This is a genomic window from Vibrio sp. KUL80, assembly GCF_059725495.1.
This window is the reverse complement of record NZ_AP045842.1, coordinates 1350932-1375194: the sequence shown is the minus strand read 5'-3', so window position 1 is coordinate 1375194 and position 24263 is coordinate 1350932. Positions and strand designations below refer to the sequence as shown.

The 24263-nt window shown below is 46.1% G+C and carries 26 protein-coding genes and 2 pseudogenes; 12 read left to right on the top strand and 16 right to left on the bottom strand.

Features of this window, described 5'->3' with window-relative positions:
* The first annotated feature begins 188 nt into the window (after positions 1-188).
* Positions 189-869: a hypothetical protein gene (locus AC6I8U_RS22625; RefSeq protein ID WP_498018618.1), complete on the top strand. Its 681-nt coding sequence runs from the start codon at positions 189-191 to the stop codon at positions 867-869.
* 117 nt (positions 870-986) lie between these two features.
* On the opposite strand, the gene AC6I8U_RS22620 is transcribed toward AC6I8U_RS22625, so the two are convergent.
* Both AC6I8U_RS22620 and AC6I8U_RS22615 read right to left on the bottom strand, forming a co-directional pair.
* The gene (locus tag AC6I8U_RS22620) at positions 987-1802 is read right to left on the bottom strand and encodes a hypothetical protein (RefSeq protein ID WP_498018617.1); all 816 of its coding nucleotides are present in this window, start codon (positions 1800-1802) and stop codon (positions 987-989) included.
* A gap of 336 nt (positions 1803-2138) precedes the next feature.
* Positions 2139-2459 (bottom strand): hypothetical protein, encoded by a 321-nt coding sequence (locus AC6I8U_RS22615; protein ID WP_498018616.1) that lies wholly within the window; start codon positions 2457-2459, stop codon positions 2139-2141.
* A 276-nt stretch (positions 2460-2735) separates the two neighbouring features.
* Here AC6I8U_RS22615 and AC6I8U_RS22610 point away from each other — a divergent pair, with 276 nt between their 5' ends.
* The 3 genes from AC6I8U_RS22610 (at position 2736) to AC6I8U_RS22600 (ending at position 6262) form a co-directional block, all read left to right on the top strand.
* Positions 2736-5795: an efflux RND transporter permease subunit gene (locus tag AC6I8U_RS22610; RefSeq protein ID WP_498018615.1), complete on the top strand. Its 3060-nt coding sequence runs from the start codon at positions 2736-2738 to the stop codon at positions 5793-5795.
* A gap of 157 nt (positions 5796-5952) precedes the next feature.
* A complete protein-coding gene (locus AC6I8U_RS22605; protein WP_234497282.1) occupies positions 5953-6105 on the top strand; it encodes a hypothetical protein in 153 nt (50 codons plus the stop codon).
* A gap of 10 nt (positions 6106-6115) precedes the next feature.
* Positions 6116-6262, top strand: coding sequence for a hypothetical protein (locus AC6I8U_RS22600; RefSeq protein WP_234497283.1), 147 nt, complete (start codon positions 6116-6118; stop codon positions 6260-6262).
* A gap of 40 nt (positions 6263-6302) precedes the next feature.
* Here the strand turns inward: AC6I8U_RS22600 and AC6I8U_RS22595 are convergent, their stop codons facing one another.
* On the bottom strand, positions 6303-7187 hold the full coding sequence (locus AC6I8U_RS22595; protein ID WP_498018614.1) for a DMT family transporter: 885 nt from the start codon (positions 7185-7187) through the stop codon (positions 6303-6305).
* Between the two features lie 229 nt (positions 7188-7416).
* On the opposite strand from AC6I8U_RS22595, the gene AC6I8U_RS22590 reads away from it, so the two are divergent.
* Positions 7417-7935: a hypothetical protein gene (locus AC6I8U_RS22590; protein WP_498018613.1), complete on the top strand. Its 519-nt coding sequence runs from the start codon at positions 7417-7419 to the stop codon at positions 7933-7935.
* Positions 7936-7962: 27 nt separating this feature from the next.
* Here the strand turns inward: AC6I8U_RS22590 and AC6I8U_RS22585 are convergent, their stop codons facing one another.
* Entirely contained in the window at positions 7963-8892 is a 930-nt protein-coding gene (locus tag AC6I8U_RS22585; RefSeq protein ID WP_498018612.1) for a LysR family transcriptional regulator, read from the bottom strand.
* A 90-nt stretch (positions 8893-8982) separates the two neighbouring features.
* Between AC6I8U_RS22585 and AC6I8U_RS22580 the strand changes: the two genes are divergently transcribed.
* Positions 8983-9225, top strand: coding sequence for a DUF2798 domain-containing protein (locus tag AC6I8U_RS22580; RefSeq protein WP_042470784.1), 243 nt, complete (start codon positions 8983-8985; stop codon positions 9223-9225).
* 49 nt (positions 9226-9274) lie between these two features.
* The gene (locus AC6I8U_RS22575; RefSeq protein WP_252016455.1) at positions 9275-9823 is read left to right on the top strand and encodes a carboxymuconolactone decarboxylase family protein; all 549 of its coding nucleotides are present in this window, start codon (positions 9275-9277) and stop codon (positions 9821-9823) included.
* A 259-nt stretch (positions 9824-10082) separates the two neighbouring features.
* On the opposite strand, the gene AC6I8U_RS22570 is transcribed toward AC6I8U_RS22575, so the two are convergent.
* The 4 genes from AC6I8U_RS22570 to AC6I8U_RS22555 form a co-directional block, all read right to left on the bottom strand.
* Positions 10083-10532: a hypothetical protein gene (locus AC6I8U_RS22570; protein WP_498018611.1), complete on the bottom strand. Its 450-nt coding sequence runs from the start codon at positions 10530-10532 to the stop codon at positions 10083-10085.
* Complete coding sequence (locus AC6I8U_RS22565) at positions 10529-10906, bottom strand: hypothetical protein (RefSeq protein ID WP_498018610.1); 378 nt, start codon at positions 10904-10906, stop codon at positions 10529-10531. The genes AC6I8U_RS22570 and AC6I8U_RS22565 overlap by 4 nt, the downstream gene beginning before the upstream one ends.
* 64 nt (positions 10907-10970) lie before the next feature.
* On the bottom strand, positions 10971-12593 hold the full coding sequence (gene gntH / locus AC6I8U_RS22560) for a guanitoxin biosynthesis MBL fold metallo-hydrolase GntH (protein WP_498018609.1): 1623 nt from the start codon (positions 12591-12593) through the stop codon (positions 10971-10973).
* Between the two features lie 89 nt (positions 12594-12682).
* Positions 12683-13198, bottom strand: coding sequence for an outer membrane beta-barrel protein (locus AC6I8U_RS22555; protein ID WP_498018608.1), 516 nt, complete (start codon positions 13196-13198; stop codon positions 12683-12685).
* 225 nt (positions 13199-13423) lie between these two features.
* Here AC6I8U_RS22555 and AC6I8U_RS22550 point away from each other — a divergent pair, with 225 nt between their 5' ends.
* Positions 13424-14269 carry a LysR family transcriptional regulator gene (locus AC6I8U_RS22550; RefSeq protein ID WP_498018607.1) on the top strand — a complete coding sequence of 282 codons (846 nt, stop codon included), beginning with the start codon at positions 13424-13426 and terminating at the stop codon, positions 14267-14269.
* A gap of 99 nt (positions 14270-14368) precedes the next feature.
* Positions 14369-14845, top strand: a complete 477-nt coding sequence (locus AC6I8U_RS22545; RefSeq protein WP_234497294.1) for a DM13 domain-containing protein — start codon at positions 14369-14371, stop codon at positions 14843-14845.
* A 190-nt stretch (positions 14846-15035) separates the two neighbouring features.
* Here AC6I8U_RS22545 and AC6I8U_RS22540 read toward each other — a convergent pair whose 3' ends face one another.
* Entirely contained in the window at positions 15036-15434 is a 399-nt protein-coding gene (locus tag AC6I8U_RS22540; RefSeq protein ID WP_234497295.1) for a hypothetical protein, read from the bottom strand.
* A 315-nt stretch (positions 15435-15749) separates the two neighbouring features.
* Here AC6I8U_RS22540 and AC6I8U_RS22535 point away from each other — a divergent pair, with 315 nt between their 5' ends.
* Positions 15750-16028, top strand: a complete 279-nt coding sequence (locus AC6I8U_RS22535; protein ID WP_498018606.1) for a hypothetical protein — start codon at positions 15750-15752, stop codon at positions 16026-16028.
* 72 nt (positions 16029-16100) lie between these two features.
* Here AC6I8U_RS22535 and AC6I8U_RS22530 read toward each other — a convergent pair whose 3' ends face one another.
* The 5 genes and pseudogenes from AC6I8U_RS22530 to AC6I8U_RS22510 form a co-directional block, all read right to left on the bottom strand.
* Positions 16101-17075 (bottom strand): TAXI family TRAP transporter solute-binding subunit, encoded by a 975-nt coding sequence (locus AC6I8U_RS22530; protein WP_394150106.1) that lies wholly within the window; start codon positions 17073-17075, stop codon positions 16101-16103.
* Between the two features lie 43 nt (positions 17076-17118).
* A complete protein-coding gene (locus AC6I8U_RS22525) occupies positions 17119-17961 on the bottom strand; it encodes a beta-keto acid cleavage family enzyme (RefSeq protein ID WP_498018605.1) in 843 nt (280 codons plus the stop codon).
* 2 nt (positions 17962-17963) lie between these two features.
* Positions 17964-19298: an aspartate aminotransferase family protein gene (locus AC6I8U_RS22520; protein ID WP_498018604.1), complete on the bottom strand. Its 1335-nt coding sequence runs from the start codon at positions 19296-19298 to the stop codon at positions 17964-17966.
* Between the two features lie 177 nt (positions 19299-19475).
* Positions 19476-20045 carry a DUF2959 domain-containing protein gene (locus AC6I8U_RS22515; RefSeq protein ID WP_498019634.1) on the bottom strand — a complete coding sequence of 190 codons (570 nt, stop codon included), beginning with the start codon at positions 20043-20045 and terminating at the stop codon, positions 19476-19478.
* A gap of 193 nt (positions 20046-20238) precedes the next feature.
* A pseudogene (locus AC6I8U_RS22510) lies at positions 20239-20547 on the bottom strand (UTRA domain-containing protein); the annotation flags it as partial.
* Here AC6I8U_RS22510 and AC6I8U_RS22505 point away from each other — a divergent pair.
* A pseudogene (locus AC6I8U_RS22505) lies at positions 20534-20995 on the top strand (cupin domain-containing protein); the annotation flags it as partial. The pseudogenes AC6I8U_RS22510 and AC6I8U_RS22505 overlap by 14 nt on opposite strands.
* A 186-nt stretch (positions 20996-21181) precedes the next feature.
* Here the strand turns inward: AC6I8U_RS22505 and AC6I8U_RS22500 are convergent.
* Positions 21182-21706 carry a cytochrome b gene (locus AC6I8U_RS22500; RefSeq protein WP_234497309.1) on the bottom strand — a complete coding sequence of 175 codons (525 nt, stop codon included), beginning with the start codon at positions 21704-21706 and terminating at the stop codon, positions 21182-21184.
* Between the two features lie 133 nt (positions 21707-21839).
* Positions 21840-22295 carry an Lrp/AsnC family transcriptional regulator gene (locus AC6I8U_RS22495; RefSeq protein WP_498018603.1) on the bottom strand — a complete coding sequence of 152 codons (456 nt, stop codon included), beginning with the start codon at positions 22293-22295 and terminating at the stop codon, positions 21840-21842.
* 132 nt (positions 22296-22427) lie between these two features.
* Between AC6I8U_RS22495 and AC6I8U_RS22490 the strand changes: the two genes are divergently transcribed.
* Complete coding sequence (locus AC6I8U_RS22490) at positions 22428-24239, top strand: PLP-dependent transferase (protein ID WP_498018602.1); 1812 nt, start codon at positions 22428-22430, stop codon at positions 24237-24239.
* The last annotated feature ends 24 nt before the right edge of the window (positions 24240-24263 follow it).

Below are 24263 nucleotides of genomic sequence, written 5' to 3'. Positions count from 1 at the left end.
GTTGCGCAGCGAGCCTGTTGCTCCTTCCCTTACTAAGAGGAGGTTGGGAGGGGGGGCTCTTACAATACAAAAACTCCCCGACCAATCAAAATACCGAATAGTTCCTAACTTAGACCTATTGCGTTTTCTAGGTACCTTTGTGCCGCTCCAATTACAGGAGCGAAAACAATAAAATAGGTAATAAGAAAATGAAAAAAACAGCAATCCTTCTCGCTATGACATCTGCATTCTCTGTAAACGCAATGGCTGAGGGCGTGACTGGCGGTATCGAGCTAGATGCTAAGTTCGTTGACGGTGTAAAAGAATACACAACCACTAACGGTTCTGGCATCAAAGCTTTCGTGGGTTACGAGGGATTTGGTCTTTCGGCAAAGCGCAAAGCAAACTTTGAGAACGAGTATAACGTTAACTACAAACACGACTTTGAAAGCTTCTGGCTAAAAGGTGAATACGAGTTCGTCGATAAGAAAAGTGTTCAAGGCAATGTGAACGACCAGAACAAGTTCGGTGTTACTGTAGGCGGTAACGTTGCTGATATGTTTGATACATCACTTCGCTTACGTAAGGATATTGACCTAAACTCAAACAATGGCAATGCTCGCGGTGACATCACTCGCTTTGACCTAGCTGCTGGTAGACAACTTACTAAACGCATGTATTTAAACGCTAAGTTAGTTGGTCAGAAGCAACATGAGAAAAAAGTGATTGCTGGCGACAAAAACAAAGACATGATCTACAACGTTGAGCTACGCGCGACGTTCAATGCTATCGACAACATGATCCCTTATGTTGAGATTGGTAACGAAGGTAAACACGGCACAGACAAACGTAATACCTACGGTAAAGTTGGCATCGTCTTCCCGTTCTAATTTTTTAAACTTCCTCTTATTCCAAGATATTCGAAGGAATGAATATCTTCTCTTTCCCAATAGAGCTTCCTTGCTCAACCAACAAATTAATCTAACCACTCGTCAAAGCTGCAGCTTCTAGAACTGATAGTTAAACTCCACTCTTTGATCGCCGTCGAAATAGCTTTGCTCTTGAGTCCAGTTAGCAAAATAGCGAACATTAAAACGTGGTGTGAACTGATAGGACACAGCAAACTCGTTAGTGAAAATAGAACCCATTCCTTGACCATAAGCATTTTCAACATAGGACTTTGAACCTGAGATCGTTGTCAGCCACATAGGATTGTAGTTTAACCATAGTTTGTCGGTAATCGCATACTTAGTATAAGCACCCACAACCGCGTAGGTTCCTGGGATGGTGTAACCGATGTTCTGCTGATCGATTTGGCAATCTACGCCGACATTAGCACAACCAGGAAACTCTCCATTTTGCACATTTACGCCAAGCCCCGCTAGCGGGTATAGGTTCAAGTTGCCCAATTTTGGCAGCGCTTGAATAAAGCTATACGATGCATTTAGGCTCTCTTGCTCAACGTTGTAATTAAGATCAATTTGAGCGCCACGGCCATTGGTCGTGTTGACGCTAAAATTGCGAAAACGAACGCTATCAATTGAATTATCGCGATGGCTTGAACCTGACCAGCCTAAATATTCACCAGCGATACCCTTCACCTCAATGATGTTCATTGCCATCGTTTCAGAGTTGCCCGTATCATAAGTTCGCCCTACTTTAATGTTGAGGCCCTTATCTGACGCACCCGCGCCCGCTTGGGTATATACCGCTAACGGATCAGACATATCCTGAACGTCATTATCAGAGTTTTGGTCTGCAAAAGAAGAAAAAGAAACCGTCGCGGCGATAGCCGCGCTTAAAATGGAAATGCTCGCACGCATGTAAACTCACCCTGAAGTTAAAAAGCGCGTCCTTACTCAGTGTGGTTCGAAAACTAGCGACCACAGCACTTCAATCCTAAAGTGCGCGTGCAGCCTAAAGGGGCGGAGCGGTGAGCTCAATTAACTGAAAGTTATAGTATTTATTCCGACGAGATTATTGACCAAACTATTAGTAAATTAAAACAGAGACTTACTACATTTGACATGATCTCTGTGACATTCTGAAAATGTAAGCGCGATCACTATGGGTTTTGGTCGTCTTATAGTCCAGCGGCCAGGGGCTCCTTTCGTGTTGACACTACAAATGGAATACAGTGCCAATACGAGCGATTTTCTCTACCAAACATCGTCCAAGGCAGCATCCACGATCGCATCATCAACTAAGCTATCTTCATAGTCGGAAACGATAGCATCTTCAACAACTGCTTCGCCAATCAAAGCATCACACTCAGCCTCATCATACGCCCCATCAACTACGCCAGCAGCGCCGCCAATCATAGCGCCAGTTTTGGCATCCCCAGCAATGGCGCCAACGACACCACCAACGACTGCGCCTTCGACTGCATCGGTTACGACATTTCCAGGCTCACAAGGGTGATACGCAAATGCAGAATGTGCGCCGAGCGCTAATACGCAGCCAATTAGTACTTTTTTCATTGTTTTCTCTGTATGTTGATGTGCATGGAGCACGATAGAAATGAGGCTGCACTTTAATGCGGCGGTACAAAACTGAGAAAATAGTTCCTATTGGTTGTATGAATACATCAAGATTATTTTTCGCAAGTTTCGTGAGACATGATGTCTATAAAAACTAGTTACTCGAATCTTCGATATTAACCAATCTAAATACAAATAGATGAAGTCTACGCTCATTTGAGAATGAAATTACCGAGGCGTACACTCGGCACAATTATTCATCAATGGGTAGCTGACATGTTTAAAATGTTCATAGAACGGCCAAAGTTTGCAATTGTCATTGCGCTTTTGATTTCACTTATAGGGGCAATCTCTGCCGCTAATTCTCCCATCGGGCGATACCCCGATGTTGCTCCTGTCACCGTCGAAGTTAGTACCTTTATGGACGGGGCTAGTGCCGACGTTATGGCAAAATCTGTTGCACCAGAGATTGAAAAGCAAGTCAACGGCGTGGCTGGTATGGAGTACATGAAATCCACCAGCGGCGCAGATGGTACCTACACCCTTGAAGTCGTTTTCGAGAGCGGTACTGACTCAGACAAAGCGGTTAACTTAGTTCAGAATCGTGTCAATCTTGCTCTGCCAGAGCTACCTGGCGATGTGATGCGAAACGGCGTCAAAGTGGAGAAGCTATCCAATGGTTTGATGCTTGGTATTTCGATTACCGACCCTTCAGGGAACGCCTCAGCAATTGATATCAGTGCGTTTGCTGGTGGTCCGCTAAAAGAGAAAATCCAACGTATCAATGGCGTGTCAAAGATCGACGTGCTTGGCGAGAAGAAGTACTCCATTCGTGTCTGGCTCAACCCAGACAAAATGAAGTACTACGCTATCAATGTTAACGAGATAAATGACGCGATTGCTACTCAGAACAAGATTGCTTCTGCGGGTAGTTTGGTTGACGACAAACTAGAGTTTCCGATTACCGTTGAAGGTGGTTTGGCAACGCCGAGCGAGTTTGGAAATATCGTTGTGCGTACAGATGCACTCGGCAAAACCATCTTCTTGAGAGACATCGCTAATATCGAGCTAGGCAGTGAAATCTATACCGCCAACGCATACGGAGAGAATGCGGATGGAGCGGTACTGTTCATCTACAAGACACCAGAAGCCAACGCTATGGACGTCGCCTCTGGTATTAAAACACTGCTCGCCGAGCCAAGCGACTACCAAATCAAAACGGTTTATGACGCCACTACCTTTATCGATGGCGCGATATACAACGTACTCGAAACCCTAGTGCTCGCGGTCGCTATTGTATCTTTGGTCACGCTCCTCTTTATGCAAAACTTTAGACTGACCTTGATTACGGTAACGGCAATCCCTGTTTCTCTAATCGGCACCTTTGCGGTTATGAGCGGACTGGGTATTCAAATCAATATCATTTCAATGTTTGGCTTGGTCATGGCCATCGGCATCGTCGTTGATGCAGCAATCATTGTTATTGAAAATGCAGAGCACCAGCTTCACGAACACCCAGAGATGACGGTAAAAGAAGCGGTTTCCAAAGCGCTGGATATTACTTTCTCCCCTATCATTGCCTCTATGTTGGTTCTGCTTGCCGTATTTACACCTTCTCTGTTTATCCCTGGTATGGCGGGCACGATTTATTCAGAATTTGGCATTGTATTGTGTGCGTCTATTGTTGTGTCCACATTGGTAGCACTCACCCTTACGCCTGCGCTCTGCGCACTGTTCATGAGGCCGCCAAAGAAAAACGTCATTGCGAAATCGGTGGAATGGGTGATCACTCAAAAGATCAGAGCGTTTACCGGTTTAGCTTGGACCGCCACTCGCCTCCCTATCCTAACTATCGCTTTACTTGCAGGTGGCCTGTACCTATCTGTTGAGCGTGGAGCAAGTTTGCCAACAGGCTTACTTCCAGAGGAAGACACTAGCGCAATCTTTGTCGTTGGCAGTTTCCCTCAAGGTACGGCTTTGTCTAAAACAGACGAGTATCTCGCTTCACTAACAGAGCAGCTTAACGCCCTACCTGGCGTCTCCACCAGCGTTGAGGCTTCAGGCTTCAACTTGCTGACCAATACCGCTGAGATGAGCAGCTTCATGATGTTGCTATCGCTTGATGAGATGCAAAACCGAGCCGCAAGCGATGCTGCAATCACAGAACAAGTGAATGGAGTTCTTGCATCCAATACCGATATTCAAGCGTTCGCATTTAAACCACCAGTGATCCCAGAGCTTGGCATGGTGGATGGCGTTAATTTTGTTTTACTCGCGCCAGAACTCAACCCAACTGAGCTATATCAGCTGACGATGGACTTTAATACACGTCTGATGGAAGACGAGCGCATCGGTCTTGCTATGGGGCAGTTTGAAGTTACCAAGCCTTCAATGAAACTCAACATCAAGCGCGATGATCTGCTCAAGTACGGTGTTACTTTCGCTGACGTTGTAGCAGGAATGCAGACTCACTTTGGGGGGATGTACATCAACACCTTTAACATGGGTGGTCGTAACTACAAGGTGATGGTGCAAAACGACCCTAAGTACCGACTGGATCCTGAAGCATTGAAGAAAACAGGGCTTTCAAAGTCCAACGGGACTCGCATTACCTACGATAAATTCTTCGATGTAGAAGAGATCAAAGTCCCTAACTTCATCACTCGTTACAACGCAGAGCAAGGCGTATTTATCGACGTCATCCCGAGCGTCGCTTCCGGTCAAGCGATTGAGGCTATACAAGAATTAGCTGATGAGTTTGGCTACCGCGTCGAGTTCACTGGTGCGGCAAAAGAAGAAGTTAGTGCAGGAAATACGGTCGCTATCGTAATGGGGTTGGCGATGCTTATTACCTTCTTGGTATTGGTTGCCCAGTACGAATCATGGCTTATTCCGCTAGCTATCATGCTAACGGTACCTACTGCGGTTATTGGTATTGTGGAAGGCGTGATTCACATTAACGGTAACATCAACATTCTCACCCAACTATCTGCCATCTTGTTAATCGGCATGACAGTGAGGAACGCAATACTTATCGTTGAGTTTGCCAAGACACTTCGAGATGAGGGTGAGTTAACCATCAAACAGGCAGCGGTACAAGCGCTACGCTTACGTGCTCGCGCCGTGTTTATGACCGCATTCTCATTCGGTGTTGGACTCATTCCACTGATGCTCGCTAGCGCGGTAGGCTCTGGTGGTCAACAAGCTCTGGGCTGGGCCTCCTTTGGCGGAATTGTGACTGCGACGTTTGTTGGCTGCATTATGGCGAGCGTGTTCTTTGTGCTTATCCAGCAAATTCGAGAAAGGTTCAAGCCCGTTGCCATTCAGGCTATTTAAAACCTATGACGTTAAGGAGAGCTCCAATAGCAGCTCTCCTATTAGCATAACTGATAGATACTAACTCGCACAATCTCGCCTTTCTGAGACAATAAGCCCATCCAAACACACAAACCTTGATTAACGGACTAATCACCTAAACCGATTAAACGAGGTCATGATGAAATATTTCCTAATCCAAAATGGTGCCAACCGCTTTGTTGTTGATTCTAGCGGCTTTAAACAGATCTGTGGCGAAGGCTGGTATGTTATCGATGTCACGATAGCTCCTTGCTACAAGTCAGCCGTTACTCTGTTTGCAGAATCGTAGCGGAGGTCTAATGGATATCGTATTGCAGCAAATGCACTACTGCTTAACCGACGATGCCAGCAATTGGCTGGTCATCGCGATTTCCGCGTTACTCGTCGTGCTTTGGTATGAACGTAAGCGCATCAAAGAGGCGATAAAGCAAGACAATACACATTAATCATGATGGGCAGGGAAATGGGTTCTCTGCTCCAATGGCTTTATGACTCCACTTTTTTGGTGAAAGAAGAGAATGAAAAGCCCGTCACTAACATAGTGCCACTAATAACCAATACGGTTCCGACGACTGTGTTGACACCTATCGGTTCTCCAAGAAACAGATTGCCCCACAAGATGCCAAACATTGGGATCAAGAAGGTCACCGATAGCGCAGATGACGGACCAATATCAGTAATCAGTCTAAAGTACAGCAAGTAGGCCGCTCCCGTGCACACCACGCCGAGCAGGACAACAGACAGCCAAACTTCTTGTGTTGGCACTTCTCGCATCGGTACAAAAGGGATCAAGGGTAAAACTATCAAGCACGCCGCCCACATACTTCCGTGAGCATTATTAAACGCCGGAACCGATGGGGCGTTTTTCGCATAATTGGTCGCGATGCCATAGCAACACGCAGCCATGACACCGGCAATAATTGGCAGTGTCGCCTCTTCTCCGATGCGGACTGCATCCCAACCAACTAATACCGCTACACCAATAACACCAACAAATAACCCTAGAGCACCACGCTTGGTCAGTGGCGTTTTAGTCCAGAAGACTCCAATCACAGCCCCCCAAATGGCAGCCGTAGAGTTAAGAATCGACAAGGTCGAGGCATTTAGCGTTTGAGCCGCGTAAGCAAATAGCAGAAATGGCAGCGCGGTATTGAAAAGCCCAATGGTGAAAAAGTGGCGGGTATGCTTGGTGAACTCAAGCTTCTTTTTTAGATAGAGACTTATAACGAGCAGAGCAATCGCTGCAAAGAATACTCTAGCCTCTATCAGAACCGCTGGTCCCATCACGTTAGCAGCTATACGCATAAATAGAAAGGAACCGCCCCATATTGAGGCAAGAAGAATCAACCTTAAAAAACTCGCTAAATCCATCTGTCTGTCTTTGTAGTAGTAATTTTCCCCTACTTTGCGCCATGGATATTTAAATCACAACCCCCACTTAGGTCTTATTTCAACTAGAGATCCGAAAATGACCAGTATTCATCATCACCTTTAAACATTCAAATATGCACGCTTCTAATTCATTACTGTCTATTTTTGAATGATAAGAAGCTCGGTATCATGCTTATCACTTGGTCACGTTCACTACAGGTTCAATACTATGAGCACTTCACAACTCATCCTCGAATTATCGCTAATCGTTACTATGTTGCTTGTCACTAGTTACTATCTTTTTCGCACTTATGACGCTTCAGACTCTGTCTCAAAGCGCTCACAAAAAATCCTAACCGGTTTACTGGGTGCGTTTATGGTTATGGCTGGAACCGTTAAGTTCTTTGACCCATTCACAACCATGTTCACACAACAAATCGCGCTAAGTGAGCTTCCGTTTCCGACCTTGTCTCGCTGGGCAGGTCAATTAGGAGAGATTACCGCAGGCGCTTTGTTAATGGTTCTCATGATCGCATTTCATCGATTGAGTACCAGAACCAATGACATTCTGATGACAGCTTCTACATTACTGACGACAGCAATCATGATCGTCGCCGCGTATGTTCATTTACTGCCAAGCGTGCCTGCTGAAGTACTCCCACTTCAATCTAAACCGCCGGTCATGACGCTAATTATTCTCGGATTAGCTTGGCTAAATGCCTATCTATATCAGCGAAACCGTTCATAAAAAAGAACCCGCATATGCGGGTTCTTTTTATTCTATTTGGGTTTTCTCATCACCAATCGATGCCAAAAATTGGTCAGTCTTTCCAAATTTCTCGAATACCATATCTCTAAATGCGACAACCCTTGTCGCAATCAACTTCCTATCTGCCCAAACTAGATAGGCCTTACCTGCCGGGCATTCTACTTCAGGTAATACTCGCACTAATCGCCCAGCCTTGGCATGTTTATCAAATGCCGCCAATGGCATCATGCAAACCCCCGCTCCCTGCAACGTCGCTTCAATATTCAAACGTAGACTGCTGATGTCATATTTGGGTTGATAAGGAATGCGCACGGTCTTGCTGCCCTCTTTTAGTTCCCAATAAGGGAGGTTATTTCCAGACAGTAAACGATGCATCAGTAAGTCTTCGGTACTTTTAGGCACACCATGCTTGGATAAATAATCCGGCGACGCCGCCATGACGAGCGGTGATTCAAAAAGACGTCGTTGAACTAAGTTTGTGGCATGGGGCGGACTCGTCACGATAGCAAGGTCAATCTGATCGTCAAAAAAGCGCTCAGTCCCAGCACTAAACTGGATACTTATGGTGATTTCTGGATGCTGTTCCATAAAATCGATAGCCAGTTTTTGCAAAAAGTTATCCGCAAATGGTTCTGGGCATGAAACACGGATTTCCCCGGTTAATACAGGTTGGCTATTTGAAAGCTGAACCCATTGATCATTGAGCTGAGAAAACAGAGCAGCAAATCGCTGATAGTACTCATCCCCTGCCGTGGTTAATTGAAATTGCTTGGCGTTTCGGTGAACTAACTTCTCTCCTGTTTGTTCCTCTAGACTAGCAACAGCTCGTGAGAGAGTTGGAGCAGATACATGCGTCTTGAGGCTCGCAGCAGCAAAACCTCCACACTCTACTGATTGGCAAAACAGGTACAGATTGGATATATCTTTAGCTTTCATAATTGCACGCTTCAGATTCAATATTGTCTATTTTTGATTGATTAATCGAAGACTAGAATAGCGTCATAAGTTAGTCAACTGGAGCAAACAATGAAAAAGTTTCCACGTAAATTTCAGTACCCATTAATGGTATCCATGGTATTGCCAACCATGCTGTTAGGTATGCCGGCAATCATGGTGGCTAAGAATCTTCCAAATGGCGCCTCTTTCCTAGACGCTTGGATGAATGCTGCGGGACAAATGCTTCCATCAGCCTTGCTACTTCTCGCGATCGTCGCACCGACAGTTCGCCTATTAGTGACTAAAATCCTTCTTGAGCCAGAAGCGAAATAATCAACGTAACCACTATCAAAAATAGTCAGAATTGAATGAGGAAAATACTATGAATAACTTCAAACTACATACCGTCGATAGCGCACCAGAAAAAAGCAAAGCGATTCTAGAGGGTGCTCAAAAACAGATGGGGATGGTTCCGGGGCTTTATGCGGTGATGGCAGAGTCTCCAGAAACACTCAAAGCCTATACCCAACTGCATCAACTGTTCACCCAGACGTCTTTTGATGCTGAAGAGCTCACTGTGGTTTGGCAAACTATCAACGTTGAACATGAATGTCACTACTGTGTACCTGCACACACGGGGATCGCTCATTCGATGAAAGTCGATTCAGAGTTGATCGAAGCACTTCGTAATGATGCAGCAATGCCAACAGATAAACTGCAAGCGCTTAAAGACTTCACTCTCAGCATGGTTCGCAATCGCGGAAATGTGCCACAAGAAGAGGTTGCTGCATTCTACGATGCCGGATACGGGCCACAGCAAGTACTTGAAGTGATCTTGGGTCTATCACAGAAGGTGATCAGTAACTATGTAAACCACATGGCGGATACGCCTGTCGATAAGGTTTTTGAAAAGTTCGCATGGCATAAATAATAACGTAACTGTGCATGCAAAGAGGGTTAGCTTTAAATAAGCGGACCCTCTTCTTTTCAAATTGAAGTGTCAGATCTAGTCTGAACTAATACAGTTCATACTTGGCGGTTTTGAAATCCTCAGCCCTCTAGATACTGCCCCCATACCCAAAGAGCTAGTACTCAAAAGGCACCCCAAACTGTACTGTTTTTTCCTGGAAATGATGGTCATCACTCCTTAAATGCCGCTCAATAGTTAGTAGATTGGGTTGTTAAAACGGTTACGCTTCAGGCTTATCTAGTGACTTTTCACTTCCTGATAGCTTTATTTGGCGATTGAACTCTCTATCAGCCAGTTCTTGCTCGTCATATAGGTCCTCTAGTACCACTTGATCCATCGCCATCACGTCAAAAAACTGATCTTTGCAATAGTCACTGGTCCATTTGGGTAGCATTTCTGGGTCGTTAGCGATGTCCTTTACATGGTCTGAAGCAAAATGCGCATAGTGCTCAAACAACTCCTCATCTGTGCCATTTGCAACCCATGCCAGCTTTTTAAACCACACCGCAGACTGCTCTTCGGATATGTGTTCGTTAACTTTGCAAACCGACATTGCCACCAGCGATTCGGTGTAGTTCTCATAATGCGGCAAGGTATTGTGGACGTGAGCGCCACAAGCAATAGCCAAAGTTGGAATCAGTGCTACCAAACCAGTTACGACTTTCTTCATAACGATTTCTCCTCAGGTTGAGTACACATTTGTTTGACATGCCCTTTCTGCTCGGCTTCTTGAATCAGTTTTTCCCCAAGGCTGACGCCCTGTAGATACATTTCATCCTCTTCACTGAAGGTATAAGTTTCATGAAGTACTTCTTTTGAAAGCCCTTCAATGGTTTCTCTAATCATCATGGCGTTTTGAAGTGAATACTCCTGGCTCATCGAGCCTAGCTCTACGCAGTATGCATTTACCCTCTCAACAGCCGCCGCGGCCATTACGGCATTATCTCGGCTAAAGAGTGTGTCGTGATCATGTTGCGCGGCATGAGCTGCGGTACCAATCAGGCTCAAGCTCATCAATGTGAAAGTGGTCATTCGTCTAAACATAATGTGGTCTCGATAAAAAAGCGGTTGGAACACGGGCATCGTGCGTGATGCCCGCCAGTCTGGGTTATTGTTGTTTTGTATTGTCTTTGCGAGTATCACGATAAGGGTCTGCAGACTCTTTTCTGTGGACAGAACGCGGCTCTAAGCCATGCGCTTCACGCATTTCATCCACCATTCGTTGCTTCTCACCCATGCCGCGTTTCATGCTCTCAGGTAACACTTCCGTTGGCACAATAAGGTCACGATCAAGCGGCCACTCTTTTAGCAGCTCTGGGTGATAGCCTTCTGGGTAATACAAAGCTTCGTCAATCTCGAGGTCTCTGATTTCTTGTTCTTGAATGTCTGCTCGTGAGTTTTTAGGAACAGGTACTCGGAATACTTCACCATCATTAAGGTTGAACTGAGGCGCTCGGTTATTTGGAAAATCTGGAATGATCCCTTCTCGTACCCATGCTTTCTCAGGGGTAATGTTGGCAACGATCATGTCTGGCGCGCCAAAATGGTAAGGTCCCTTCCAGTGTTCACGGACCTGCGCTACGGTCTCATTGTTGTAATAAGGGTCGAATTCCATGTGTGTGGTCATAAACAGCCTTGGCTGCACTTGATTTGCAAGCCAACCCGCCGCGTAGCCAGACGTGTGGTGCGTATCAATGGTGTAGCGCGTCAAGAAGGCTGGAACACCTTGTACGATTGAGGCAAGCCCGACCAACTCGGTTTGCACTTCGGTGACAAACAAGTCGCAGCCTTTGCCATATTCAATATCAAGTTCGGTCGGTCGACCATCGCCTGTCCATACAAAACATAACGACTCTTCTTCATTGATCGTCCAATCGAGCCTGTAAGCAGATGCGCCATCTTTCGCGTGTGAGCGACGCCAGTGAGAGACTTTGACACCGTCAACGTCGTAGATAACGCCGCCATCGTCTTTAAAGTCGTACTCCACTACTTCAATATCGTTGCCTGAAGGGAACACATCAAAGGCATCTTGGTGCCACGAAAGCATCTGAAGCATGCCCTCAACCATGTGACGTGTTCCGTCTTCTGGATTTCGACCTGACGGGCCATAGATGGTTAGTGGTTTTTCCCAGCGACCGTTCCATCCACCAAACTGGTACAGGTACGGTAATGAACCGAAGTGGTCTACGTGTAGGTGTGTGATAAAGACCTTATCAAGTTCGTTTAAAGCTACGCCAGCACCGATGTAGTTGGCGATCGACGCTTCTCCCAAGTCGAATACAAAATTATCGCCGTTACCCAGTTCTACATAGATAGATGTATTCGCCTGACCAGGTCGAATCATTGGCGACGTACCCATGAACGTCACGCGCATTTCGTTGTGCTGAACCTGTTCTGTTCGAGGAAACCAGTTTGCCGCGGTAACCATATGGTCCATCGGCTCGATACCATCAAACATCAGGCCCTCTTTCCAGAGCTCTTCACCCGTTTGAATGTCCGTTTTGAGACCGCCTTGTAAAATGGCGTGAATCTCTTCTGGAGACGAATAAATTTTTCCTCCTTGTTTCATCAGCTCATCCGTACTGACATTTTGTTCGTAGTTGTAGTGCTTGTAACCTGAAAAACTGGCTGAATTTTCAGATTGATAGTGCTCGAAAGGGTTCTGTGCAAATACCGCGCTCGACATGAGAATCGCGCCCGTGATAACACTTAATTGGTGAATTTTTCGCATAGTGATCTCTCCACACCCACAATGTGAGGCTGGTGACTAAAAGTTGAGGTTTAAGCAGCAGGCTACCCCCTATTTGGTTTAGGGTGACGCTACAAGGGCAGTCGAAAACCGACCAACAATGTATTCTCAGGCAAGAAACGTGCGTCGGTATGGGAAGTGTGAATGTCGGTTTTAAACTCAGCATAAACGGGGACTTCTTGGTGTTGCACTCGAAGACCGATGTTAGAACTGAAACCTAGGTGACCGTCTCGGCTCATGCCTTCAACTTCATTATTCATGACACCCGTCGTCATGCCGCCTTCAACAAATGGGCGAAGTTCAAAACTGTTTGGTAAAGCAAAGTTGTAGCCAAGCTCAAGAGCAAAACCGCCACCGGTATAATCAATACTGCTGTCCGTACCTTTATAAAGATCGAAATTGATCCCCAAGTATTGATTTAGCTCCAGACCGATAGTGGCATTGACTGCTGAATGGTTGCCTTCAAGAGATGAATAGCCTAAACCGCCTCTAAACTTAAGATCTGACTCAGGGGAGTGAGCTTTCGCTGCGCCAGTGAATATCAGCGCTGACAACGCCATAATAGAAATGATACGAGTGTTTTTCATTGTTTGAGTTCTCTTAATCTCTGAATAACCAATCACCTCCTTGTGTCGTTGAGAGCAAGTTTAAACATCCATAAAAATGATATAAATAAAGAAGAAAACCATTTAAATATAAATATGATTTATATTTAAATGCTGCGATGTCCTAAATGTTTAGGCTATTTCCCCCAATTGACAGCACTCAACCCTCTGCTAGGATAGAGATATCATCCATCAAATCAGTTTGTTATGGACTTAAACCTACTCTCAACGTTCAGCGCAGTTTATCGCCATCGCTCTATCACCAATGCAGCGGAAGAGTTGGAGCTCACACAGCCGGCAGTTAGTGCCGCATTGAAACGTTTGGAAGGCGTCGTAGGTAAAACTTTGTTCGTGCGCTCAGGTAGAGGCATTGCACCGACTGGGGCCGCGGTGGCTTTAGCGGATAAAATTGAGATGCCGCTCGCCGTTCTAGAAACGATAGAAAAACGCCAAGAGATAACAAAGGTTTACTGTAGCGAGGCATTGATGCACTTGGTTTGTGACCTTCCGGGATTGTCATTCATCGAAGCACCATTAAGTGAAGAGCAACTTTTGGCAGATATAGACTCACAAAAAGTTCATCTCGCGATTGATATCGCAACAAGTATGAGCCAAGCCCATATTGTGGAGGATATCTTTGATGAGCCTGCCGTGTGTGTTTGTAGAAAAGATCATCCAGACATCGGCGACACTCTGTCTTATGAGGAGTACTTCAACGCACAACATATCGCACTAAAAATTCGCCGTAACAACGTCAACATGATGGACTTCCTATCGGAAAAACCTAGCCCGCACAGAGTGGTTAAAGCCGAAACAGGCTCAGTTTCTAGCATGTTGGCATTGGCAGCAACAACCAACCTTCTAGGTGCGTCAACGCTCTCGCTTGCAAACCATTTGGCGCCAATGCTTAACCTAAAGGTGTTCCCGATTCCATTAGAGATACGCAACGTGCAACATCGAATGATCTATCATCGCCGATTCATAAACGATGCCGATCACAAGGCAACACGTGAAACACTCAAAGCGGTCATCCAAAACAATCAGTATCAATAAATAAGAGCACTTATTACGTTAACGAAGTTGATGAGCGCATTAAGCTTGCACTATGGTTAACACTAGAAGTGACAACGTCGTAACGTCAAAGGAGTGACTGTGAAACGAGTAATTCTACTATTTACCCACCTCGGAGCCCTCTTCTTTGGGTTCATGCTAGGCATCTATGTATTGCCAATCTTGACTCAACCAGAATCGCCATCAGAAGAGATGGTTCGTTCTCAATCTAACGCCATCCTCTATCAGGGAGAGTTTGATAAAAACCGCCAAGACAGCGATTTTCTTCATTGGGGAGAAGGAACCATCAGCTTCTCAGCGGACAGTGCTATTTTCGTTGGGGAACTGGCACCGGGACCAGACTACAAGCTGTACCTATCGCCGACCTACGTTGAGACTGAAGCTGACTTTATGGCGGCCAAAGCATCAATGTTGCAGGTGGGAGATGTGAAAACATTTGATCGCTTCTTGATTCCACTTCCAGAGCAAACAGATTTGAGTCAGTATCAGGCGGCGATTATTTGGTGTGAGAGTTTTGGGGAGTTTATTACTTCAGCCAAACTAGCAGGAATGCCTTAATAACAAATACTTAGTTGGAACTGTGAACACAGTTCCAACTCACCATAGCACTAACATTGCGCTCACCTCATCCTGACAAAGGATAATGCAAGTCGATGCACTATGGCGATGCCTTAAGCACCTAGTGCATGTGTTATGCGTGTAACTCGAGGCAATACCCCCTTTTGTATTGCCTCTTTTTTTATCTCTGTTAGAATTTCCAAGATACACCTAAGTCCACACCAACTCCGACATCCGCACCATCATTAAACTTCACCTCAGGTGTTGCAAAAAGATCCACATCTAAGTTTTTCACTGGCTCCCAACGAAGACCGACAGGCGCGTGAATATCAACACGTTCGCTGTTCCAGTTATAACCGACACCACCCTCGACAAACCAGCTGATATTGTGTTCTGCAGAAATCGGTTTTTCTAAGAAAGCAAAGCCACCATTCACATAGTTGTCTTTAACACCAACAATCACCTTATCGAATTGGAAGGTCACACCGCGTTTGGTATCCGCACCTAACTCAAATGCCTGTGCCGTCGTTGTCAATGCCAAAATACCAGTAGTTGCTAGTGCTAGTTTTGTGATGAATGTTTTTTTCAAAGTCGTTGCCTCAATCAAGCCATCCTAAGCGGTTCAATCCTCAATAATGGGAGTCGGACACAATGCGATTCCTGCTGGGCATGTTGTTATTTACCCGTCGTTAGCAGCTTCTCATTTGTGTGTTCGACCAAGTGATGGAGCGTATTTTAGAGCTGAATGATTTTTGTACTTACCATTTCGTGCCACGATGATGAAAAGCACTCGACGTCCACTAGGAAACATAAATATGATTAATGGTACAACCCTATATGACTACCTATATCTAAAATGACTTGGTGGTTAATCTAGCTAGTAAGCCCCACAGAAGAGAAAACGATGACGACACTTAACCCTTATGAGCAATCGAATCAAGATAATGCTCACGCATCTCCAATCTGGATCGGAACACAGATGCGCAATGTAAGACAGGGAGTCGCCGCCGCCAATGAGCTGGAGTTAGAACATATACAACGTGCTTATCAAAGCTGGGAAAACCTCGTTGCTTATGGCATGGCACCGTCAATGATTTGCCATCTCGCTGACATCACGCCCGCAGATCTTATTCATATTCGCTATCTCGCCACACGAGAGACAACGACAGAAATTCAGGGCTAGCAGATAAAGAAAACCCAACGCAAAAGCGTTGGGTTTGTTGTTTTCAAGGATAAGGTTCGAAATACGAGTTAGTTACTTCAACAAACCCACCTCTTTGTAGTACTTCTCAGCCCCTGGATGAAGAGGCGCAGAAAGGCCATCTTTGATCATCTCTTCTTTCTTCAGGTTCGCGAAAGCAGGGTGAAGTCGTTTAAAGTCATCGAAGTTTTCAAATACTGATTTAACGATGTTGTAAACCACATCCTCTGGCACGGCAGTAGATGAAACAAACGTCGCACCAACACCAAAGGTCATAGCGTCCGCATCGTTACCCTTATACATGCCACCAGGCACTGTTGCTACACGATAGAAGCTGTTGTCTGCTACCAGCTTTTCAACCACCGGACCTGCGACGGTCACAATCTTGCTATCGCACGATGTGGTCGCTTCTTTGATTGCGCCGCTTGGGTGTCCTACGGTGTAGATCATGGCGTCAATCTTGTTATCACAAAGTGCTTTCGACTGTTCTGATGCTTTGAGCTCTGATGTCAATTTAAAGACATCCATCCCCCAGCCATAACCATCCATCAGAACTTCCATGGTACCGCGCTGACCTGAGCCCGGGTTACCAATGTTTACTCGCTTACCTTTTAGATCCTCGAATGTCTCAATACCTGAATCGGCGCGGGCCACAACCGTGAACGGTTCTGGGTGAATAGAAAATACAGCACGCAAGTCCTTGTATGCACCAGCATCTTCAAACTTACTTGTGCCATTGTAGGCGTGGTATTGCCAATCCGATTGAGCGATACCCAGATCCAACTCGCCTGCTCGAATCGTGTTGATGTTGTAAATTGAGCCACCCGTACTTTCTACCGAACAGCGAATCGAATGGTCGGCGCGGTTCTTATTTACTAGGCGACAAATCGCACCTCCAGTAGGATAATACACGCCCGTTACGCCACCAGTACCTATTGTCACAAATCGGTCTTGAGCTTGCGCGAGGGTCGCTCCGCCCATTGCCATACATACAGCGGACACGGTTAACATGGTCTTCAATTTGGTCATAAGTATTCCTTTTCCTGTCGTAGGGGTCCTAACCGGTTACTCCTTAACTACCGGTCGAAGTGAGATGGTATTTCATCCTTTCGGCTGTCATTCGTTCAATGTTGAGCGCACTTGCTGTCTCTACCAACTGAGAGACCAAAGTAGCGTTATTCGGGGCGATAGCACCTTGATTGTCATAATGATTATTTTCAAACCCAACACGAACATCAGCCCCCATAAGCATAGCAGCGGTTAAACACTTGTGTTCAAATTGACCAAATGCACACACTGCCCAACGGTGATCGAGCTCAAATAATTGCGATCCAAGTATGGTGATAAGATCGCTCGGATAAGCTACCTGCCCATCGCTATATCGCCCTAGTACCAATAGCAAATGGTGATGATAGTTAGGCAACACACCTTGAGATAACCACTGTAAGTAACGCCGTAAATCATGATTATCGTAGAGTATGTATTGAGATAAGATCCCCTGCTCAGCCACCCAGTGAAAAAAATGACTCGCTGAAGCAGTGTCGCTCTCGTCAGGAATGAGTTCTCTCAACGCAAAAGAGGCCGCTTCTGGCTTTACCGCTCTTATCAGCGCTTGCTGCTGCGCGGGGCTGTATTGACCGACAGCCTCCGTGGTGAGTTGTACCAAAATACTGTCGCCAACCTTGTCTTTTAGCGCTTCATAAAGCGGGAGGTTGTCTTCTATCTCAAGGGAATGCTGGCCAGTTCGCTTACGAGCATGAAGATGCACCATGGCAGCTCCCGCATCTCGACAGGCGATCACCTCATCTATTATTGATTGCTGCGCTATCGGTATATTAGGGTGGTCCTCTTGAGTCTTACGAGCGCCGTTGGGAGCGACAATGATGGCCGTTTGGGATGGCTGAAACAATGACATATTTAGCGCCCCCATTTATTAGCAGCAAGACTAAGCGACACACTGAGCTTTGAAACTAACTCATCAAGCTCTGACTCTGAAATGATGAAAGGCGGTGCGAGCAAGACGTGGTGCCCGAGCCTACCATCTATCGTTCCAGACATGGGATAACACATAAGGCCATTGTCCATCGCTATGGACTTCACCCATTTATGTGCCTGTGTTTCTATGGCTAACGGCGCTTTGGTTTCTCTATCTGCCACTAGCTCTATACCCACAAATAGCCCCCTCCCTCGAATATCACCGACAAATGGCAGTTCACCAATGGTATCTTGGAGCCTCGACTGTAGCCCTTGCCCCTTGCTGAAGACCTGTGCAATCAAACTTTCATCAACAATAGTGTCTATGGTTGCTAACGCTGATGCGCATGCCATTGGGTGGCCCATAAATGTATGTCCATGTTGAAAAAAGCCTGAGCCATTGGCGATTTGATTGTAGATTTTCTCATGAGCCAACACTGCCCCAATGGATTGATACCCCGCTCCTAACCCCTTCGCGACGGTAACAAGATCAGGCACCACAGCGTCTTGCTCGAAAGCAAGAAATGACCCTGTTCGTCCGATACCGCACATCACTTCATCAAGAATAAGCAGTACATCATATCGGTCACATATCTCTCGAATGCGATGTAAATAACCCGCTGTTGCTGGCACCGCGCCAGCGGTTGCCCCAACGACCGGCTCGGCGACGAACGCCATGACATTCTCAGCGCCTAGGGTCAGGATTTTACTCTCAAGCTCATTCGCCACCCTCAGGCTATATTCCTCCTCAGTTTCCGAATCCAGTTTGTCACGATAGGCATAGCAGGGGGCGATATGATGGCTTGTCGAAAGCAAGGGCCTAAATGGCTCCCGACGCCACTCATTACCTCCAACAGCGAGCGCTCCTAGAGTATTCCCGTGATAGCTTTGCCGCCGAGCGATAAACTGAGTCTTTTGTGTTTTGCCTTGTTCGACAAAATACTGACGTGCCATTTTCAGCGCGGCCTCTACAGCCTCCGAGCCACCACTCACAAAATACACATGCTTTAGTGAGTTAGGCGCGAGCTCCACTAAGCGGTCCGCTAAGCGTTCACTACTCTCGGTGGTAAAAAACCCGGTGTGGGCATAGGGGATGCTCTCGAGCTGATCTCGAATCGCCTGCTTAACTCTGGGGTGACTGTGCCCCAAATTAGACACCGCAGCTCCACCACAACCGTCTAAATATGCCTTGCCCTTGGTATCAAAAAGATAGACTCCGTTACCATGACTCACGGTCGGCAACTGCCCTCGGCAACTACGATGAAATACACTACTCATGGTTCCCCTCGGATGTGGTGAGTTATTCGTTAATAGTTGTTGGCTTTAAGGGGTTTTACAAACTTAAACGCAAGAAATTGATGTGACGGGAATCTTGAAAATACAAATTAGGCACAGAATGAAAAAAGCCCTCTGAACACAGGGGGCTAGCAGTGAGAATTAGTTGTTTAACGCTCTCTATTGGTTATTGAGCTTACCAATAAATTTATCCGACTCCTCTATCGCGGCATTCATCTGGTTGATCGCGACTTGAATGTCCTTCTCCAGACTGATTAATTCGCCTTGCAATGAGCCAATTGCACTCGCGTTAAGGTTGTGTTTGAGGTAGAGGGTGTTGTCACGCAGTGTATTCAATACAGGTGTCATCTTCTGCTCTGCTCGCTTCATCGCCTGAAGCATGGTTTGATAGGATGCTCGAGTATCCTTTAGCTTCTGCTCACTCGAACGACGCAGCTTGGCGCTGGTATATTGCTCAAGTTCAGTTTGCCACTCTTCAAACAACGCTTCTGAGACATCCTCTACTGCCGAAATGCGATCGCGCACCTCTTCCGCTGCCTTTTCGCTGTCTTCATACTTATCGTTGATGTCGTTGTAGACTTTTTCTAAATCACCACCATCAAAACCACTCAGTGCTGATACCGCTTCCAGAGCACTCGTAAACTCTTCTTGCGCTTCCTGCTGAGATTCTTTGGCGTCTTCAACTCGCGTCACCATAATGTCGCGTTTGTGGTAACCAACTTGCTCCATTGCAGAGTAGTAAGTTGATTGGCAGCCTACTAAACCACCTACTGCCAAGGCTCCAATTAACATCCAACGCATTGTTTTTATTCCTTTTCGGTATGCTTGATAGGTTAACTATAAATGGGATGGCTTGAAGATACCAAGTTCAAAGCTTGAACTTGGACCAGAAGGCTCAAAAAAGCGACAGCATCAAGTAGAGTTAGTGACGTTTGGCTACCAAGGTGAACTTGTACTCGCTCGACTTAAAGTAGTTGCGGCTATACTCAAATACCGTGTCATCTTGTAAGTGACTGCGAGTGCGTTTCTCTATGATAGGTTGAGCGGGGTCCATATCGAGTAGCTGTGCTATTTCATCAGGTGGTAGGATTGGGATAACTTCCTGCTCGCTACGATCAATGACCATCCCTTTCTGCTTCTCGATGTATTCATATTTCGATCCCTGCATCACTTGGTAAGTGAGATCAGGAAACATTGCGGTTGGCATCCAAGTTTCCTCTACCGTGATTGGAGCGCCGGGTAAGGCGATGTTTTTGCATGCGGAGACTCCTCATGCATATGTCGAAGGAACTGGTTTAGAGATCATGGCGAGTTCAGACAATGTGCTGCGCGCAGGCTTAACACTGAAGTACATAGACATATCCGAACTTATCGACAACGTTAAGTTCCAGCCTATCAAGCCAGAAGATATCAGACTTAATCCTGTGAAAAAGTCAGGCAGGCTAAGTTACCCTATCCCAGTGGACGACTTTGGGTTTGACATTATTCAGTCTAACCAAGAAGTCCAACGTCAATACTTGCGCAGTGCAGAGATACTGTTCTGCGTAGAAGGTGAAGTGACCGTATCGTCATCAGACAACCAAGTTGCATTAAAACCTGGCGAATCGGTGTTCATCAGCAATGATTCTGCTCATTACCAATATCAAGGGAATGGTGTTCTTGCTCGTGCGTTTAACTAACCCCCGGTTACCGTGAACACATTCAAAACACCTAGAGCCTGTTTAATTGAGACTTCACAGGCTCACTATTGGTAACTTATGGTCTTTTTACGTAAATCGTAACAACCGCTTTGACCAACCCCGCTGCTAGGCGGGGTCTTTTCTTGTGTTTCTCTGAGCTCTAAAGTTGGACAACCAATAGAATCATTAACGACCCAGCATTCGGCTTAGCGTGCCATCTTTGTCTACGACTTGGTGTTTGATAGCGCCTAGTACATGCAAAGCAACAGCAACCATCAACACCGTCGCGCCAATGCCATGCAAGTTACTGCCGAGCGAGCCAAGCCACTCAATTTTGTCGCCCTTGTCATACAGAACCCAACCAAACACATCGATACCTCTTCCTCCGCCGATGCTCATCATGATGCCAGACGTTGGCATAAGTAATGTGCCCAACAGAAGTAAGTGATGAATAGATTTTGCGGCGATTTCTTGCAGTCTTGGCATAGGTGCAACGCTTTCGATCGCACCCTCTTTAAATCGCCAGAGCAGGCGAGTGGTGGCGATCACAAGTAAAATCACACCCAGTGATTTATGAATTCCGAGGAGTTCGAATTTTTCTGGACTACGCTCCATCGATTCAAAGACTTTACCGAGTACGAAGATCCCGATAAAGGTTAGTCCTGTTAACCAGTGAAGAGCAATTGTCGGTTTTGATAATTTTTTTGACATGATTATGTTTCCTTAAAAAAGCTAAGGACATTATCAAGAATTTACAATTGTTAGGCGATAGTCAGGAATGTAAAGCTGTGTAAACATTCGTGGTTCGACGGTTCGATGGTTCGACGGGTCGATTAAGCCAAATCTAGCTAATCGGGAGCTTGGTTTTTCGCTTAACTTGCCCGAATGCAAAGCTGGATTCAATAGAAGCGATGTTAGTAAGCGGCGTGAGCTGACGACGAATAAACTGCTCGTAGGTTTTTAGTGATTCGCTCACCACATGCAGCAAGTAGTCGTGATTGCCTGTCATCAAAAAGCACTCCAATACCTCGTCCATGCTGTCGATATGACGCTCAAAGTCACGCATATTGTCCTCGGTTGGTTTATCCAGTTTAACCAACACAAACACGTTTATCGGTAAGCCACACGCTTCTTGATCCACGCTCGCGTGATAGCCGAGGATAACACCTTGTTTCTCCAATGCTCGGACCCTACGCAGGCATGGAGAGGGTGAGAGAGCAATACGATCAGCAAGCTCCTGATTACTCAGCCGGGCATTGCTTTGAAGCTCTTTCAATATCTTCTTATCAATCTCATCCATTAGCAGGTTCCTTCAATAATTTGTATCTACGCGCAATTTTATTGCTCAAAGACCCTAAAACAGTTGGCACATCGCAATCATTAACATTTTTATAACGCTAAACTTTTAAGAGGTAAAACAAAGGATGGAAATATGAATACCTCGACTCAACTCAGCCCTCTACGCAAAACAACCAAACACGAACAAGCAGAGGCATTGGCTATCGAGCAAGCCAAACACTTTGGTATCGATCCAAACAGCGAATACGGCATGTCGCTCGTAGAACTCGCGACTACTTTATACAAAGCGAACAACAAGACTCATGACCTTTGGGCAATCACGGTCGAAGGCCTATCGGAACTTGATAAAAGCGACCGTATCGCATGGTTTAATGCCAAGCGATTTTTGTCGTTCCAGATCGCCAAGATCCTCGACAATCTGCAAAATCCGATGCGCGCTACCTATCAGTCGATTGCAACCAACAATGGTAACTTCGCGTCCAAAGGGGCCTACCCTATTTTTGACAATGTGGCGGCTATTTTCTCAGCGAGCCCGGTTATCACTCGCACAGCAACCTATCTTTTCGCTTGCACTGAGTGGATTGAAGATGCATTTAACGGCAAAGAGCCGCTGCATGACATCTACTCAAGGCTTCTTAATCCAACGTCTATCGCTCTCGCGAATCATATGGTCGATTTGGAAGCGGGGGAAAGAGCCAACCAATATCTCGCGTGGAACTTCAACTCTGGGATGGCAGCAATAGATGGTCTACTGAGTCATCTGTTGGGCTATGAAGATATCGTACTGGCGTCACGAAACATCTATGGCGGGTCCTATCAATTGCTAGAAGACTGGTTCGCTAAACCTTCAAATCTCAATGTCGCGGTTGAATGGGTAGATGGTTATTCCGGTGATGACTTCGCCAAACGCTTGGATGAAGTGGCCGAAAAATACGCTGATCGAATCGCAAACGGGAAACGCATCTATGTCTACCTTGAATCACCGTGCAACCCTCACGGATACGTGCTGGATGTCGCTGCTATTAGCCACGCCTCACACACTCGCGGTTGGGATGTGATCGTCGACTCAACGGTTGGTACGCCAATGCTACATCCTGTGCTGAAACGCGATGACGTTATGGAGCGCCCTGACTATGTCATTCACTCGTATACTAAAGAGCTCGCAGGCTCGGGAACAACGACCGCCGGCGTGGTCATAGGTCGAAACGAAACCATGTTTATCCCCAAAGGCGAGAGTGTTCCATTCACTAAACCCAACGGTGATGAGGTCACTATTGAGTGGAATAACTCGCTGTTTTGGAACGTTTACTACATCAAGGGGGCTTTCCTTGATGCGGACAAGGCGTTTGAAGTACTCAACGGCATGAAAACCTACGAGATGCGTGTGGTGCAAAAAACGATTAATACGCTAACGCTAGCCAAGATCTTCGATGCACATCCCGATATTAATGTCTCTTGCCCTGCTCTGCCTGATAGCGACAACTACCATCACTGTCAGAAGAACATGTATCTCGGTTTGCCAGCGGCGCTGTTTACCATCGACATGGAGGGAAATGGCAATCGAGCACCTATCAATCGAGAAGTGTTCAAGCAGTTCTTTGACATGCTTGAGCCTGCGATTGGCATGCAAGTCAGCCTTGGACAAACCAACACGGTCGCGCTGTGCCCTGCTCTGACGACTCACTCAGAGCTTAGTGATTCAGCGCTGTCCGAAGCAGGTATAAAGCCCACCACGATGAGGCTTTCTATTGGTCTTGAAGATCCACGTATGTTTATTGCCCACATCATAGAAGCAGCAACTCTGTCTATTGATAGTAAGCATCCTGAGTTTTCACAAAGTTTTCCGTGTGCTGAGCAGATTGACGACATCTACCTGCAAACCTACACGCAGGTTCATGACAAAATCGTTCGCAATCAACCGAGTTTCAATACATTAAGGCGATAGCTCCGACTATCAGAGACGAGAGAA

Coding starts and splice junctions, on each gene's coding strand:
- AC6I8U_RS22625 (WP_498018618.1), top strand. CDS start 189: ATGAAAAAAACAGCAATCCTTCTCGCTATGACATCTGCATTCTCTGTA.
- AC6I8U_RS22620 (WP_498018617.1), bottom strand. CDS start 1,802: ATGCGTGCGAGCATTTCCATTTTAAGCGCGGCTATCGCCGCGACGGTT.
- AC6I8U_RS22615 (WP_498018616.1), bottom strand. CDS start 2,459: ATGAAAAAAGTACTAATTGGCTGCGTATTAGCGCTCGGCGCACATTCT.
- AC6I8U_RS22610 (WP_498018615.1), top strand. CDS start 2,736: ATGTTTAAAATGTTCATAGAACGGCCAAAGTTTGCAATTGTCATTGCG.
- AC6I8U_RS22605 (WP_234497282.1), top strand. CDS start 5,953: ATGATGAAATATTTCCTAATCCAAAATGGTGCCAACCGCTTTGTTGTT.
- AC6I8U_RS22600 (WP_234497283.1), top strand. CDS start 6,116: ATGGATATCGTATTGCAGCAAATGCACTACTGCTTAACCGACGATGCC.
- AC6I8U_RS22595 (WP_498018614.1), bottom strand. CDS start 7,187: ATGGATTTAGCGAGTTTTTTAAGGTTGATTCTTCTTGCCTCAATATGG.
- AC6I8U_RS22590 (WP_498018613.1), top strand. CDS start 7,417: ATGAGCACTTCACAACTCATCCTCGAATTATCGCTAATCGTTACTATG.
- AC6I8U_RS22585 (WP_498018612.1), bottom strand. CDS start 8,892: ATGAAAGCTAAAGATATATCCAATCTGTACCTGTTTTGCCAATCAGTA.
- AC6I8U_RS22580 (WP_042470784.1), top strand. CDS start 8,983: ATGAAAAAGTTTCCACGTAAATTTCAGTACCCATTAATGGTATCCATG.
- AC6I8U_RS22575 (WP_252016455.1), top strand. CDS start 9,275: ATGAATAACTTCAAACTACATACCGTCGATAGCGCACCAGAAAAAAGC.
- AC6I8U_RS22570 (WP_498018611.1), bottom strand. CDS start 10,532: ATGAAGAAAGTCGTAACTGGTTTGGTAGCACTGATTCCAACTTTGGCT.
- AC6I8U_RS22565 (WP_498018610.1), bottom strand. CDS start 10,906: ATGTTTAGACGAATGACCACTTTCACATTGATGAGCTTGAGCCTGATT.
- gntH (WP_498018609.1), bottom strand. CDS start 12,593: ATGCGAAAAATTCACCAATTAAGTGTTATCACGGGCGCGATTCTCATG.
- AC6I8U_RS22555 (WP_498018608.1), bottom strand. CDS start 13,198: ATGAAAAACACTCGTATCATTTCTATTATGGCGTTGTCAGCGCTGATA.
- AC6I8U_RS22550 (WP_498018607.1), top strand. CDS start 13,424: ATGGACTTAAACCTACTCTCAACGTTCAGCGCAGTTTATCGCCATCGC.
- AC6I8U_RS22535 (WP_498018606.1), top strand. CDS start 15,750: ATGACGACACTTAACCCTTATGAGCAATCGAATCAAGATAATGCTCAC.
- AC6I8U_RS22530 (WP_394150106.1), bottom strand. CDS start 17,075: ATGACCAAATTGAAGACCATGTTAACCGTGTCCGCTGTATGTATGGCA.
- AC6I8U_RS22525 (WP_498018605.1), bottom strand. CDS start 17,961: ATGTCATTGTTTCAGCCATCCCAAACGGCCATCATTGTCGCTCCCAAC.
- AC6I8U_RS22520 (WP_498018604.1), bottom strand. CDS start 19,298: ATGAGTAGTGTATTTCATCGTAGTTGCCGAGGGCAGTTGCCGACCGTG.
- AC6I8U_RS22515 (WP_498019634.1), bottom strand. CDS start 20,045: ATGGAGCAAGTTGGTTACCACAAACGCGACATTATGGTGACGCGAGTT.
- AC6I8U_RS22500 (WP_234497309.1), bottom strand. CDS start 21,706: ATGTCAAAAAAATTATCAAAACCGACAATTGCTCTTCACTGGTTAACA.
- AC6I8U_RS22495 (WP_498018603.1), bottom strand. CDS start 22,295: ATGGATGAGATTGATAAGAAGATATTGAAAGAGCTTCAAAGCAATGCC.
- AC6I8U_RS22490 (WP_498018602.1), top strand. CDS start 22,428: ATGAATACCTCGACTCAACTCAGCCCTCTACGCAAAACAACCAAACAC.